We start from the raw sequence: 16,389 nt of genomic DNA, 5'->3' as shown, positions 1-16,389 counted from the left end.
GTGTTATACCCACGAACAGAATTTTACGGGTTACCGAACTTTTCGTTGACGCTCGCCCCATAAAAACCGACCGCCTGGTTGCCGATGTACGGCGACCAGGCGGTCGGAGAATTCAGCCGGGCGTCCCGGCTCTGCGCACCAGCGCGGTGGAGGTCAGATACCGAGACCCTTCGCGAGCACCGGCCACGACATCTGGAACTCGTCGCGCCAGTAGCCCCACGAGTGGGTGCCCGAGTTACGGAAGTTGTAGGTGGCCGGGATGCCCAGCTCGTTCAGCTTGTTCTGCAGGTTGTGCGTGCAGTAGTTGGTGCCCGCCTCGATCACGCCGCCGATGACGATCTGGTTGGCCAGGCCGTACGCGCCGGGGAGGGCGTACTGGCCGTTGAGCGTGTCGTACTGGCCGGGCAGGCCGTTGCCGGTGGAGATGTAGAGGTCGAGCCCGCGCAAACCCTCGGCGTTCACGTACGGGTCATTGGCCACCCAGTCGGGCGAGCCTTCCGGACCCCACATGTTCTCGGTGTTGCCGCCGCCCCAGGTCTCGACGGTCAGCTTCACGAACTCGGCGCCGACGGGGTCGCTGGTCTGCGCGCAGCCGCTGTAGGCCGCGGCCGCCTTGTACAGGCCCGGCTTGGAGATCGGCAGCGCCAGCACCGTGGTGCCGGAGGTGGACAGGCCCGCGATGGCGTTCACGCCGTTGGTGCCCAGCGCGCCGTCGACCAGCGGGGGCAGTTCCTCGGTGAAGAAGGTCTTCCACTTGTTGCGGCCGAGCACCGGGTCGTCCTTGATCCAGTCGGTGTAGTAGCTCCACTTGCCGCCGATCGGCTGGATCACGTTGACGTTCTTGTCCGACAGGAACTGCAGCGCGTCGGTCTTCGCCTGCCACGAGGCTTCGTCCTCGCCGCCGCCCGCACCGTTGAGCAGGTACAGCGTCGGACGCGGCACCGAGGCGTCGGCCGGGCGCTGGACGTCGATGATGACCTTCTCGTCCATCGCCGCCGAGTACACGTACAAGCGGATGCTGCGCTCGTCCTTGTACTCGGCTTTGGTGATACGCGAGCCGTCCGGGGCGACCGGGTTGCCCAGCAGACTCTTGGAATCGATGATCGGATCAGCTGTCGCGCTGGACGCGCCGAAACCGGTCATCACTCCCGCGAGCACCGCGGTTGCCGCGATCGCGGCCGCGACCCGCAGGCCACCGCGCCGGCTCTGTCGACGTATCAATTTCGCACCTTCGCTTCGTCTCGAGATTCGCTCTGCATGCCCCACGCGCCGGGATGGATGCCCACGCACCACGCCCGACCATACGGCCTATGTAGTCGTCACGACAGGGGACTTCGTTACCGCACCGTTGCCCATCATGCCCGAACGGTTTCGGTTCGATCATGACCGCCCCATGTTCCGTGTCGCTTCCCACCGCGGGGGATCCAGCAACTCGGACAATCGAGGACCGATCTGCGCCAGCGCTTCCGGTGACGTCATCTGATCGTGCGGGACGCCGACGGGATGATCGTCGACCCGGCCGTCGACGTAGGTTTGCCAGCCGTCCGCCGCCGTGTCGTGACCGAGCGCACTGAAGTAGTCCAGTCGGCCGCGGAAGATTTCCGGCCGGTGCTCGGCGATCAGCTCGGCCGAGCGCACGGCGCTGCGGTAGATCCGGCGCACCCGGTCGGGAGTGAGCACCGCCATGTCCGGCGGGATGGTGGCGTGCAGCGCGGCCAGCGCCTCCTCGCTCAGATCGTGGATGTCGCCGTTGCCGGGCAGCAGCGCGTCCGCGCCGATGCCCAGTTCGGCCAGCGCCTCACGGATCGCGGCCCGGAAGTCGGTGACGTCGATGTCGGGATGGCTGTCGAGCATGGTCAGCAGCCCGATCTCCTCCCCCGCGGCCTGCAACCGGGTCGCCACCGCGTGCGCCAGCACACCGCCGAGCGACCAGCCGAGCAGCCGGTAGGGGCCGTGCGGCTGCACCGCGCGGATCTCGGCCACATAGCGCTGCGCCATCTCCGAGAGCGACTCCGGCAGGTAGGTCTCTTCGGTGAGCGCGGGCGACTGCAGCCCGAAGATCGGTGTGCCCGCGGGCACGTACCGCGCCAGACCCGCATAGCACCAGGACAGCCCGTACATCGGATGCAGGCAGAACAGCGGCTGGGCGGCGGCCACGTCGTGCGGCACCATGGTGCGGATCGGCAGCAGCACACCGAGCGCCGCGTTCGAATCCTGGTCGTAATCGTGGTCGTCGGCCAGCGCGGCCAGGATACGGGCGGCCAGCGCCGCCGGGGTGGGATCGGTGAAGAACCACTGCACCCGCACCTCCGCGCCGGTGAGCGCGCGCAGCCTGCTGACCGCGCGGGTGGCGACCAGCGACGTGCCGCCCAGGTCGAAGAAGTCGTCGTCCATGCCGACCCGCTGTCCGGCGCCGGGTGCGAACACCTCGTCGAACACCTCGAGCACGGTCCGCTCCAGCGGCGTGCCGGGCGCGCGGTACGGACGCGCCACCAGCCGCGGCTCGGGCAGCGCCTTGCGGTCCAGTTTGCCGCTGGCGTTGAGCGGAAGCTCGGCGAGCGTGACAACAGCCGAGGGCACCATGTACGAGGGCAACGCGGTGCGGGCGTGCGCCAGCAACGCGGCCGCGTCGATGGCCTCGCCCGGCGCGGCGACCACATGCGCGACCAGCCGGTCACCGGTGACGCCACCCACCACCGAGACCGCCGCCTGCCGCACCTGCCGGTGACCGGTCAGCACGGCCTCGATCTCACCGAGTTCCACGCGCTGGCCGCGCAGTTTGACCTGGAAGTCGCTGCGGCTCAGATAATCCAGCGTGCCGTCGCGCCAGCGCACGATATCGCCGGTGCGATAGAGCCTGGCGCCGCCCGTATGGGCGACGAAACGCTCGGCGGTCAGGGCAGGGGCGCCGAGATAGCCGCGCGCCAGCTGCACACCCGCGACGTACAACTCGCCCGCCGCGCCCGGCGGCACAGGCCGTAATTGCCGGTCGAGCACGTACACGCGGGTGTTGGCCACCGGAACGCCGATCGGGACCGCGGCCGCGGCGGTGTCGCGCACAGGATGGCCGGTGACCACGGTGGCCTCGGCCGGGCCGTACCAGTTGATCAGCGCGGCGCCGGGCACGGCCGCGGCGAAGGTCGCCGCGGTCTCCCCGGTCAACGCCTCGCCCGCGGCGAAGACCCGCCGCAGCGACGGGTACTCCGCGGACGGGTTGGCGACGGGGTCCAGGAACGCGTCCAGCATCGACGGCACGAAATGCACCGTGGTGACGGCGTTCTCGACGATGGCGCGACCCAGGTAGGCGGGGTCGCGATGCCCGTCCGGTTCGGCGATCACGATCGACGCGCCGGTCTGCAACGGCCAGAGCAACTCCCAGACGGAGATGTCGAAGGTGACCGGCGTCTTGTGCAGCACCACGTCGCCGCTGCCGTGCGGGTAGGCCGACTGCGCCCAGCGCAACTGGTTGACCATCTGCCGGTGCGTGACCATCACGCCCTTGGGGCGACCGGTCGAGCCGGAGGTGTAGACGACATAGGCGACGGTGTCCGGATATACCTGGTCCTGCGGCTGATGGCCTTCGTACGGCGCCAGATACAGCGTGTCCACCGCGACCACCGGCACATCGGTCGCGGTGTCGAACGCGTCCGCGGTGGTGGTCAGGACACAGATCGGAGCGGCGCTGCCGAGAACGTACTCGCTGCGCTCGGCCGGGTGGTCCGGATCGATCGGGACGTAGCCACCGCCGGCCCGCAACACCGCGTAGATCGCGACCACCAGATCGATGCCGCGCCGCATGGCCACGGCGACCAGCGTCTCCGGGCCGACTCCCCAGCGCATCAGCTCGACGGCCAGGGACCGGACGCGCGAATCGAGGTCGGCGTAGCTGAGCGTGGTGTCGCCGAAGCGCACCGCGGGCGCGTCCGGCGTACGCGCCACCTGCGCGTCGAACAGCGACAGCAATGTCGCGTCGTCGAGGAATTCCGGCACGTCGGTGGCGTTGCGCGCGGACAGCTCGGCGCACTCGTCGTCCAGCAGCGCATCGATCTCGCCGACACGCGCCTGCGGTGTGGTGACGAAACGGCCGATCAGCGCCGAGAGCCGCTGCGCGAGAGTGAGTGCCGCCGGTTCATCGGTCACGTCACGCAGGTATTTCACCGAGACGCGCAACCGGCTGTCCAGGACCACCATCACCGTGAACGGATAGTGGGTGCCGGTGACCGCGCCGACACCGGCGACGTTCATGCCGTCGATGGCGCCGGCCCGGTCCAGGCCCTCCCGATCCACCGGGAACGACTCGAACACGACGAGCGAGTCGAACAACCCCTCCACGCCGACGGCTTCCTGGATGTCGCTCAGCCCCAAGAAGTGGTGGTCCAGCAACGCGGCCTGTTCGGCCTGCAACCGGCGCAGCAGCTCGGCCAGCGTGCCGGTGGCGTCCAGGCGCACCCGCACCGGGATCGCGTTGAGGAACAGGCCGACCATCGCCTCGACGCCGTCGAGCCGGGGCGGCCTGCCCGACACGGTGGCGCCGAAGACGACGTCGTCGCGGTCGACGGTCCGACCGATCAGCAGACCCCAGGCCGCCTGCACCACGGTGTTCACCGTGACGCCGAGCCCCGACGCGAGCCGGGTCAGCGCGGTGGTATCGGACTGGGACAGCTCGAAACCGACTTCGCCGACGCCCGCGGAGATCTCGCGGCCCGGGTCGACCGGCGCCAGCGGCGTCGGCTCGGTGAAACCGGCCAGCGCGCCGCGCCACGCGGCACGGGCCGCTTCGGTGTCCTGCGCGAGCAGCCACGCCAGGTAGTCGCGATAGGGCGGCACCGCGGGCAGGTGCCGGGAGTTACCGCCGAACGCGTACAGCGTGAGCAGATCCTTCATCAACAGCGGCATGGACCAGCCGTCGACGAGGATGTGGTGACTGGTCACCAGCAGGTGGTAGCGGGCCGCGGCGGAGCGGATCAGCGCGAAACGCAGCAGCGGCGCGGTCCGCATGTCGAAGTGGTCGGCCAGATCGGCCGCCTTGATCCGCTCCAGCTCGGCAGCGGCAGCGGCCGGTTCCAGGTGGCACAGATCGATCAACCGCCATGGCACCTCCAGCGAATCCTGCACGATCTGCACGGGCTTGCCCTCGCTGTCGTCGGCGAAAGCGACCCGCAGGTTGTCATGCCGGTCCAGCACCGCCTGCGCGGCCGCCTGCATCCGGCGGGCATCCACCGCGCCGCCGAGATCGAGCACGAACTGCGTGGTGTAGACGTCCAGCGAGTGCTCCGCGAGCAGGGCGTGGAACAACATGCCCGATTGCAGCGGCGTGAGCGGCCAGGCGTCGGACAGGTCCGGGTAGGCGCGGGCGAAGCGATCGATATCGGGCTGCTTGAGCCGCACCAGCGGGAAATCCGACGGGGTGAAGCCGCCCGCGTCCGGACGCAGACCGTGCTCGGCCAGGCCGCCGAGTGCGCGAATCCAGTGTTCGGCGAAGGTTTTCGCGTCCTCGCCGCGGAACGCGGCGGTGGCGAAGTCGAATCGGGCGAGCAGGCCGTCGTCCGTGGCGTCGACGGTGAGCACGAGCAGCAGATCGTCGGAGGGGATGTCGGTGTGCACCCGCGCCGGGCGCAGATCCCGATAGCGCAGCGCGAACCGGCCGTGGCCGAGACCGCGCAGTTCGGCGGCGGTCTCGGCGTTGAGGTGGCGCAACAGGCCGTAGCCGACACCGCGCGAGGGCACCGACCGCCGCAGCTCCTTGATCTGCGCGATCGCCGCGCCCGCCGCCGGGCCGCCGATCAGAGCGTCGTCGATATCGATTCTGGTCAACCGCAGCGGGAGCGGATACTCGGTGACGAAGCCGCCCACCGTTGCCTCCGCGTCGGCTCCGGTGGCCGCGCGACCGTCGGCGGGCAGCCGGACGACCGAACCGATGGCGCGGGAGACGGCCTCCCCCGCGGAGGTCCGCAGGGCCAGCGCCAGTGCGGTGAGCAGGATGTCGTCCACCCCGGCGTGGTACGCCTCGGCAGCCGCGGCGACGGCCTCCGCGCCTTCCGCCGTGATGGTGAGCGACACCCGGCTGCGTGCGCGCAGATCTCGCCCGTCACTGCCTGCACCCTCCGGTACGGTACCGAGAGCCCGCCGCCACCAGTCCATTTCGGCTACCGTGCCCGGATCGTGCGCCTCGGCCGCCAGGGTGCGGATGAGCGTGCCGAGTCCGGATTCGGGGCCCGCGGGCGCGGCGTGGCGTGCCCGGTTCCATCGCGCGGTGAGCTGGTCGACGACGGCCCGCCAGGACACGTCGTCCACCACGAGGCTGCTGGCCACGACGATCAGCGTGGAGCGGCCCTCGGGACCGCCGGTGAGCACGAAGTAGATGTTGCGGCCCTGCTCGGGATCCAGAGCGGCCGCGACCGCCTGCACCACGTCGTCGATGGGCAGCGAGGTCTCGCCGCTCTGCGGGTCCAGTCGCCGGAACGCCTCGCCGGTACGTTCGGCGGCGGCCGGGATGCGCAGCACCGCCGCGCCTTCGTCGTCGTACCGCACCTGTACCCACAGCATCGGGTGCTGGTCGAGCACGGCGGTCACCGCACCGTGCACCGTCTCCACGGGGCAGGTCTCGGGGACGTCGAGGGCGACGGCTCGCACTTCGATGCCCTCGTCCAGCATGCGCGCCGCGTGCGGCGTGAGCGGTAGTACGCCCGCCTCGTCGCGCGGGCCGCCCGCCACCTCGGCGGCGCGAGCCAGCGCGGCGACGGTCCGGTGTTCGAAGACATCGCGCGGCGAGAAGGTCACCCCGCGGGCGCGTGCGCGGGAGACCACCTGGATGGACACGATGCTGTCGCCGCCGAGAGCGAAGAAGTCGTCGTCCGAGCCGACCCGCTCGACGCCGAGCACCTCGCCGATCACCTCGGCGATCACCGATTCGGCCGGGGTCCGCGGCGCGCGATAGGCGCGGACGTCCAACTCCGGCTCCGGCAGCGCCTTGCGATCCAGCTTGCCCACGGGCGTCAACGGGATCTTGTCGAGCACCACGATAGCCGTGGGAACCATGTACTCCGGCAGCATGCGCCCGATCCGCTCGGTCAGCACGGCCGAATCCACCGCGGCATCCCTGGCAGGCAGCACGTAGGAAACCAGCATCGTCGCGCCGGACGCGGTCGGGCGACCGAGGGTCACGGCGAAGCCGACCTCGGGCTGGGCCGCCAGCGCGGCGTCGATCTCACCGAGTTCGACGCGGAAACCGCGCACCTTCACCTGGAAGTCGTTGCGGCCCACGTACTCCACCACCGGCGCGTCCCCCGCCCGGCGCCAGCGCACCAAGTCACCGGTGCGATAGAGACGCTCGCCGGAAGCGCCGAACGGGTCGGCCACGAACCGGGCGGCGGTCAGCGCGGGGCGAGCGTGGTAGCCGCGCGCGAGCTGGACGCCGCCCAGATACAGTTCCCCCGTGACGCCTTCGGGCACCGGACGCAGCCTGCTGTCGAGCACCAGCGACCGCATGCCGCGGATCGGACCGCCGATGGTGACCGGTTCGCCGGACCGCAGCGGGTCGCTGATGTTGGTCATGACGGTGGTCTCGGTCGGCCCGTAGCCGTTGTGGAAGTCGCGCCCCGGCACGGTCGTCCACTTCGCCGCCAGATCGGCAGGCACCGCTTCACCGCCCGCCACGATGGTCCGCATTCCCGGCAGCGCGTCCGGATCGAGCGAGGCGAGCACGGAGGGCGTGAGGAAGGCGTGCGTGACGCGCTCGGCGCGGATCAGCTCGGCCAGTTCCTCGCCACCGAAGGTCAGCGGCGGCGCCACCACGAGCCCGCCCGCGGTGCCGAGCGCCAGCAGCAGCTCCAGCATCGACGCGTCGAACGACGGGGACGCGAATGCCAAAGCGCGGGTGGATCGATCGAGCCGGTAGCGCTCCACCTGCTCGGCACTGAAATTCGCCAGGCCGGCGTGGGTGACCACCACGCCCTTGGGCAGACCGGTGGAGCCGGAAGTGTAGATCACGTACGCGGCGTTGTCCGCGCGCAGCGGTCCACGCAGTTCGGCGGCTCGCAACGGCTGGTCGGAGCGCACGGCGACGTCGTGGGTGAAGTCGTGATCGTCCAAGGCGACCCAGGCGCCGCCGGCGAGGGCGGGCAGATTGTCCAGCTCGGCGGTGAGCGTCACCCCGAGTACCACGCCGGAATCGACGACCATGTGCGCGATGCGATCGGCCGGATAGGTCGGGTCGATCGGAACGAACGCCGCCCCGGTCTTGGCCACCGCCCACAGGGAAAGTACGGATTCCACCGAACGACGGATCGCGATCGCGACCGGTACGTCCGGCCCCGCGCCGCGGTCGATCAGCGCACGCGCCAATTGCGCGGAAGCCGCGTCGAGTTCGGCATAGCTGAAGGTGCGGTCGTCGGCGACCACGGCGACACCGGCCGGGTTCTCCGCGACGGCGGCGGCCATCAGGTCCGGCAGCGTGCGCGCCGGCACGGCGGGTGCGCCGGCACGGGTGATCAGGTCGGCGCGCTCCGAGTCGTCCAGGATCTCCAGATCGCCGACGGCGGTGCCGGGATGCCGGACGATCGCGGAGAGTACACGATGGAACCTGCGGCCGAAGTCGGCGACGGTCTGCTCGTCGAACAGGTCTCGGGCGTAAGTGAATTCGGCGGCGAGACCGGCTTCCGCACCGGACTCGGTGCGCTGCTCGCGCATGGTCAGCAGCAGGTCGAACTTGGCGGTGTCGGCCGCAGGGTCGAGCGCAGTGAAGCTCAGGCCGGGTAGTTCGAAGCCGGCAGCGGATAGGTTCTCGAACGACAGAGCCACCTGGAACAGCGGGTGGCGGCCGGCCGAGCGTTCCGGGTCGAGCGCCTCGACCAGCCGCTCGAACGGGATATCGGCGTTGGCGAAGGCGCGCAGGTCCGTTTCCCTGGTGCGGGCAAGCAGTTCGGTGAAGCCGAGATCGGACGCGACCCGGGTGCGCAACACCAGCGTGTTGACGAACATGCCGATCAAGTCGTCGAGTTCGGGTTCACCGCGGCCCGCGACCGGCGTGCCGATGGCGATGTCGTCGGTACCGGACAGGCGTGCCACGAAGACCGCGAACGCGGTGTGCACCACCATGAACAATGTGGCGTTGTGCTGCCGCGCGAGATCGGCCAGCGCCGCGTGCACGTCGGCGTCCACGACGAAATCGGTTCGACCGCCCGCAAAGGACTGGGCGGGCGGGCGCGGGCGGTCCGCGGGCAGGTTCACCTCATCGGGCAGGTCGGCGAGCTCGTTCGTCCAGTAGGCCAGCTGCGCGCCCGCGAGCGACTCGGGATCGTCGTCGGCGCCGAGCGCCTCGCGCTGCCACAGCGCGTAGTCGGCGTATTGGACCGGCAGCGGCGCCCAGGACGGCTCCCGGCCGCCGCTGCGCGCCACGTAGGCCAGCATCAGGTCCCTGGTCAGCGGGCCCATCGACCAGCCGTCGGCGCTGATGTGGTGCGCGACGAAGACCAGCACGTACTCGGCGTCCGCGAGCTGGAACAGCCTCGTGCGGAACGGCACCTCGGTGGTCACGTCGAAGCCCGCGGCGACGATCCGCTGCGCCTCGTGCCCGATGTGCTCATCATCGAGTCGCACGGGTGCCAGATCCACCGGCACTTCGTGCGGAGCGAGGACCCGCTGCACCGGCCCGTCCGGCGTCTGCGGGTAGATCGTGCGCAAGATTTCGTGGCGCGCGACGATGTCGGCGACGGCGTCCTGCAACGCGGCCACGTCGAGATCGCCGGACAAGCGGATGGCGGCGGGGATGTTGTAGACGGAGGCCGAGGTGTCGAACTGGTTGAGGAACCACATGCGCTGCTGCGCGAACGACAACGGGATACGGTCGGGCCGCGGTCCGGCGACCAGGGGGGTGCGCTTGCGTGCACCGAAGCCCCGTTCGACTTTCGTGGCGAGTCCGGCCACGGTCGCGGCCTCGAAAATCACACGCACCGGAACACGAGTATCCAACGCCGCACCAACACGCGCCGCCACCTGCGTCGCCAACAGCGAGTTACCACCCAGCACGAAGAAATCGTCGTCGGCACCCACCCGCTCCACCCCGAGCACCTCGGCATACACCGAAGCCACGATCTCCTCGATCGGAGTCGACGGCACACGAAAGACCTGAACCTCGAACTCCGGCTCCGGCAACGCCTTACGATCCAGCTTGCCATTGACGTTCAACGGCAAAACATCCAACACCACGAACACCGACGGCACCATGTACGACGGCACAACAGCAGCAAGCTCCGACTTCACCCGAGCCACATCCACACCGCCACCAGCACCCGCACCAGCAACGCCAGCGACACCCACACCGGCAGCGGCAGCGGCAGCGACAGCGACAGCGGCAGGGACACCGCCAGGAGCCCCGACACCAGCACCAGCAACGCCACTGACACGGGCACCAGCAACGCCAGCGACACCCACACCGGCAACGCCAGCGACACCCGCATCGGCAACGCCAGCGACACCCGCATCGGCATCGGCATCGGCATCGGCATCGGCGCCACCATCAGCAGCGGCAGCGGTATCACCCTCAAAACCAGCACCGGCAGGAACGATGTAAGCCACCAAACGGTCACCGGTCTTCGGATCCGACTTCGCGATCACCGCCGCCTGCGCAACCTCCGGCAACGCCAACAACGCAGCCTCGATCTCACCCAACTCGATACGGAAACCACGAACCTTCACCTGGAAGTCCGTACGTCCCCGGTACTCCAGCTCGCCGTGACCGTTCCACGCGACCAAATCACCCGTGCGATACATCCGCACACCGGACTCGAACGGATTCGCCACAAACCGATCCGCCGTCAAATCCGCACGACCGAAATAACCACGCGCCAACTGCGCACCAGCCAAATACAACTCACCGGAAACACCCACCGGCACCGGCCGCAAGCGGGAGTCGAGGACATAAACCTGGCTGTTCCACTCCGGCGCACCGATCGACACCGACGTCTCATCGGCCAGGGTCACCCGGTGGCTGGTGATCGACACCGCCGCCTCGGTCGGACCATAAAGATTGAACAGTTCCGTGCGCGGGTTCTCCCGCAGGAACCGCTGCGCCAACGAACCCGGCAACGCCTCACCGATCGCCAACACCCGCCGCAGCGATCGGTCCGCCGTCGCCCGGTGCACCAACAGCGTGTCCAGCATCGACGGCACCACATGAAGGGTGGTGACCGACTCGCGCGCCATCAAGTCGTTCAGATACGCCGGATCCCGATGACCATCCGGCGAAGCGATCACCAGACGACCACCACACACCGCAGCCGACCAGAACTCCCACACCGACAAATCGAACGTCGCCGCCGTCTTCAGCAGCACCGAATCGTTCTCGGCCAGCCCGAATTCCGCCGTCTTCCAGAGCAACTGATTCACGATCGCCGCGTGCGGCACCGCGACGCCCTTCGGGCGACCGGTCGAACCCGAGGTGAAGATGACGTAAGCCGTGTTCTCCGGCCGCAGGGGTGCGCCCCGCTCGGAGTCGGTGATCGGCGCGCTCGCGACCGCGCTCAGTTCCAGGTCTTCGAGCCGCACCACCGGCGCGACTTCGGTATCGAAGTCCGACTCCGCATTGCTCAACACGCATACGGGGGCGGCGGCGGAGAGGATGTAGTCGGTTCGCTCGGTGGCTTGGTCGGGGTCGACCGGTACGTACGCCCCACCGGCCTCGGCCACCGCGTACATCGCCACGACCAGGTCCACCGATCGGCGGAACGCGAGCGCCACCCGAGTCTCGGGGCCGACACCAACCGAGATGAGGTAACGGGCTAGTCGATTCACCCGGGCGGCCAGTTCGGCGTAGCTCAGTTCGACCCGTTCGCCGTCCGGCAGGTCCGCGACCAGTGCGACCGCGTCCGGCGCCGCCGCGACGGTCCGGCGCAGCAGTGATCCCAGTGTCAGGGCGGACTCCACCGGATGGGTGGTGTCGTTCCAGCGCGCGAGCACGTCGTGTCGTTCGGCCTCGGCGAGCAGTTCGACGTCACCGACCACAACGTTCGCATCAGCGACCACGGACGCGAGGACGCGCGAGAACCGCGCCACGAAACCCTCCACCGTCGCCCGATCGAAAAGATCGGTCGCATACGTCAAAAACCCACCGATACCAGCAGCCGCACCCGACTCCTCATAAGCATCACCGACAATCAAATGCAGATCGAACTGCGACACATCCACATCGGCATCCACACCCGCCACCGTCAAACCCGGCAACTCCAACGCCGCACGAGCAACATTCTGAAAAGACAACCCCACCTGAAACAACGGATGACGCGCCGTCGACCGCGGCGGATTCAACACCTCCACCAACCGCTCGAACGGCACATCCGCATGCGCGAACGCAGCCAGATCGATATCCCGTTGACGGGCGAGGACATCCGCGAACGACTCGCCACCGTCGAACCGCGACCGGAACACCAGAGTATTGACGAACATCCCGATCAAATCGTCGAGTTCACGCTCACCACGGCCCGCGACCGGCGTGCCGATAGCGATATCGTCCGAACCGGACAACCGAGCCAGCAGCACCGCGAACGCCGTGTGCACCACCATGAACAACGTCGCGCCGTGCGCACGAGCTAGTTCGACCAGCCCCGCATGCGTCGCCGCATCGATCGCGACATCCACTCGCGCACCGGCCAGCGACGCCACCGCCGGACGCGGCCGGTCGGTCGGCAACTCCAGCAAGTCGGGAAGACCAGCCAACTCACCACGCCAGAACGCGATCTGCCGAGCCGCGATCGAGTCCGGATCCGACTCCTCCCCCAACACCACCCGCTGCCACAACGCGTAATCCGCGTACTGCACCCGCAACGGCAACCACCCCGGGGCATCACCCGCGATACGGGCCGCGTAAGCGATCATCACATCCCGCACCAGCGGACCCATCGACGACGCGTCCGCCGCGATGTGGTGCACCACCACCACGAGCACATACGTGTCTGGCACGCCGTCGACCTGGATGAGCACGGCCCGCAACGGCACCTCGGCCGTCACATCGAACGGAGTCGCCGCCAAGGCGTACACGCTGCTCGCCACGTCGGACTCGGCCAGCACGCGCGGAGCGAGGTCCACGTCGACCTGCGCGGCGGGCAGTATCACCTGCACCGGACCGTCCGGGGTCTCCGGATACACCGTGCGCAACACCTCGTGCCGCGCGACGACATCACGCAACGCCGCACCGAGCGCGGCCACATCCAGCGCACCGGTCAACCGCAACGCGAACGGCAGATTATAGGCAGCCGAACCGATCTGTCCGGCAGCATCATCGGACTGATCGAACCGGTTGAGAAACCACATCCGCCGCTGCGCCAGCGACAACGGCAACCGCTCAGGCCGGGCAATACTGCCCAACTCCACCCGACGCTCACCAGAAGCATGCGACTCGAGCGCCGCCGCCAGCGCCGCCACCGTCGGCGCCTCGAACAGTGTCCGAACCGGAACCCGCGCACCCACCGCCGCGCCCAGACGCGCCACCACCTGCGTGGCCACCAGCGAATTACCGCCCAGCGCGAAGAAATCATCCTCCGCCCCAACCCGATTCAGCCCGAGCACCTCACCGAACACCCCAGCCACGATCTCCTCGACCGCCGTCGCGGGCGCACGGAATTCGCGCGCGGTGAAGATCGGCTCGGGCAGAGCCTTTCGGTCGAGCTTGCCGCTGGGGTTGAGCGGCAACGCCTCCAACGCGACGATCGCGGCCGGCACCATATAGACGGGCAGCGTTTCACCGATGGCCGCCAGTAATTCGGCCTGCTCGATCGAGTGCCCCGGCGCGGGCACCGTGTAGGCGACCAATTGGTCGCCCAGCGACGAAGACGCGACCACTGCCACGGCCTGGCTCACCGAGGGCTGCGCCAGCAGCGCCGTCTCGATCTCGCCCAGCTCGATCCGCTGACCGCGGAACTTCACCTGGAAATCGGTGCGTCCGAGAAAGTCGAGCCGATGCGGCAGCACTTCGGTCGCGGCGCGCCAAACCACCAGGTCACCGGTGCGGTACATCCGCTCGCCGTGTCCGAACGGGTCGGCCACGAATCGGTCGGCGGTGAGATCGGGACGCCGCACGTAGCCGCGGGCCAGCTGATCACCCGCGAGATACAGTTCGCCCGGAACTCCTGCCGGCACCGGTTGCAGACGCGAGTCCAGGACGTACACCTGGGTATTCCACTGCGGAACGCCGATCGGCACGGACCGCTCGTCCACGGCGGTCGCGGGCCAGTAGGTCACCGACACCGCCGCTTCGGTGGGGCCGTAGAGGTTGTGCACGGCGGCGTCGGTCACCGCGCGTACCGCGGCGACGGTCTCCGGTGGCAGCGCCTCGCCGATCACGAAGATGTCGCGCAAGGTGGGGCACGAGCCGGGTGCGGTGTGCGCGGCGAAGACCGCCAGCATGGACGGCACGAAGTCGGTCACCGTCACGCCTTGGGCGGCAATGGTTTCCGCTACGTACACCGGATCGCGATGTCCGTCGTGCGTGGCGAGGACCAGCTTCGCGCCCACGCGCAGCGGCATGAAGTAGCCCCACAGCGAGACGTCGAACGTCGTCGCAGTCTTCTGCAAGTACACGTCGTCGGCGTCGAGTGGATACGCCGCGAGCATCCAGCTGATCTGGTTCTGGATCGCGAAGTGCGAGATCGCCACGCCCTTGGGGCGGCCGGTCGACCCCGAGGTGAAGATCACGTAGGCCGGATGGTGCGGCGAGACCGGGCGCACCAGTTCCTCTGCGCGCACCGGCCCGTCGTCGAACCGATTCGGATCCAGAGCGTCCAGCAGCAGCACCGCGGTGCCCTCCGGCACGTCGACCACGTCGGTGGAGGTGGTGAGCACACAGATCGGCTGTGCCGTTTCGAGGATGTGGGCGATGCGTTCGGCCGGATGATCCGGATCCAACGGCACATACGCCCCACCCGCCGCCACGATCGCATACATCCCCACCACGAGATCCAACGACCGGCGAACCGCCAACCCCACCAACGACTCCGCACCCACACCCTGCGAAATCAACAACCGCGCCAACCGATTCACCCGCGCATCGAACGCACGGAACGTCAGCTCGACACCCTCGTACACAAGGGCGACCTCGTCCGCGTACGCCTCCGCCGCACGCCGGTACCCGTCGAGCAGCAACTCGGCGGGCACCGGATACCGGGTGCTGTTCCATTCGAGCAGGATGCGTTCGCGCTCCACGGGAGCGAGCAGGTCGATCGCGCCGATCGGCAGATCCGGCTCGGCGACGGCGACCGCCAGCAGCCGCTCCAGCCGCCAGGCGAACCCGGCGATCGTCCGCTCGTCGAACAGGTCGGTGGCGTAGGTGAACGTCGCGGTGAAACCCGTGGCCTGCCCCTCGGCGTCGGGCACCACGGTCAATTGCAGATCGAATTTCGCCATGGCGCCATCGAGCTCGACCACCCGAGCGGACAGTCCGGGCAGATCGATCTCGGGCCTGCTCATGTTCTGGTAGAACAGCGCCACCTGGAACAGCGGATGGTGCGCCTGGGACCGCACCGGGTCCAGCACCTCGACCAACCGCTCGAACGGCAACTCGGCGTGCGAGAACGCGCCGAGGGCCGTTTCCTTCGTCTGGTCGAGCAGCGCACGGAACGACGCGCCGAGGTCGATGCGGGTGCGCAGCACCAGCGTGTTGACGAACATGCCGATCAGCGCGTCGAGTTCCCGCTCGCCACGGCCCGCCACTGGCGTGCCGACGGTGATGTCGTGGGTGCCGGTGAGCCGGGCGAGCAGCACCGCCAGTGCGCTGTGCACCACCATGAACTCCGAGGCGCCCGCGCTGTGCGCCAGGTCGGCGAGACCTCGATGCACCGCGGCGTCCACGGCGAAGGTGTACTCCGCGCCTCGGCCGGAGGCGACGGACGGGCGCGGCCGATCCGAGGGTAGGTCGATCCGGTCAGGGACGCCCGCCAACGCGCGACGCCAGTAGGCGATCTGGGCCGCGGCGACCGAATCGGGGTCGTTCTCGTCGCCGAGCAGCGCGCGCTGCCACAGCGTGTAGTCCGCGTACTGCACCGGCAGCGGTTCCCAGGATGGCCTCGCCCCGTTGCGCCGGGAGAGGAACGCGCTGAGCAGATCCCGCAGAAACGGCGCGACCGAGGCGCCGTCGGCGGCGATGTGGTGCACCACCACCACGATCACGTGGTCGTCGGGGCCGATCTCGGCCAGCGCGACGCGCAGCGGCACCTCCGCCGCGACATCGAAACCGGTCAGCGCGATGCCACGCAGCCAAACCGTCAGCTCGTGCTCGGCGACGGGTTTCGGCGCGAGGTCGGGGACGGCCTGCGCGGCAGGCACGACGACCTGGTAGCCGGTACCGTCCACCGCCGGATACACCGTCCGCAACGTCTCATGACGCTCGACCACATCCGCGAC

At 69.0% G+C, this 16,389-nt stretch carries 2 protein-coding genes; both read right to left on the bottom strand.

What is annotated here, in order from left to right; genetic code table 11:
* Positions 1–153 precede the first annotated feature (153 nt).
* Positions 154–1,143: an alpha/beta hydrolase gene (locus ACFU5M_RS31575; RefSeq protein ID WP_379054738.1), complete on the bottom strand. Its 990-nt coding sequence runs from the start codon at positions 1,141–1,143 to the stop codon at positions 154–156.
* 237 nt (positions 1,144–1,380) lie between these two features.
* A partial coding sequence (locus ACFU5M_RS31570) for an amino acid adenylation domain-containing protein (protein ID WP_379054736.1) occupies positions 1,381–16,389 on the bottom strand: 15,009 nt, incomplete at its 5' end.

The sequence above is a fragment of the Nocardia sp. NPDC057455 genome, assembly GCF_042802775.1.
Lineage (GTDB): Bacteria > Actinomycetota > Actinomycetes > Mycobacteriales > Mycobacteriaceae > Nocardia.
The sequence above is the reverse complement of the archived record's forward strand: the minus strand, read 5'-3'. Positions and strand labels throughout refer to the sequence as shown.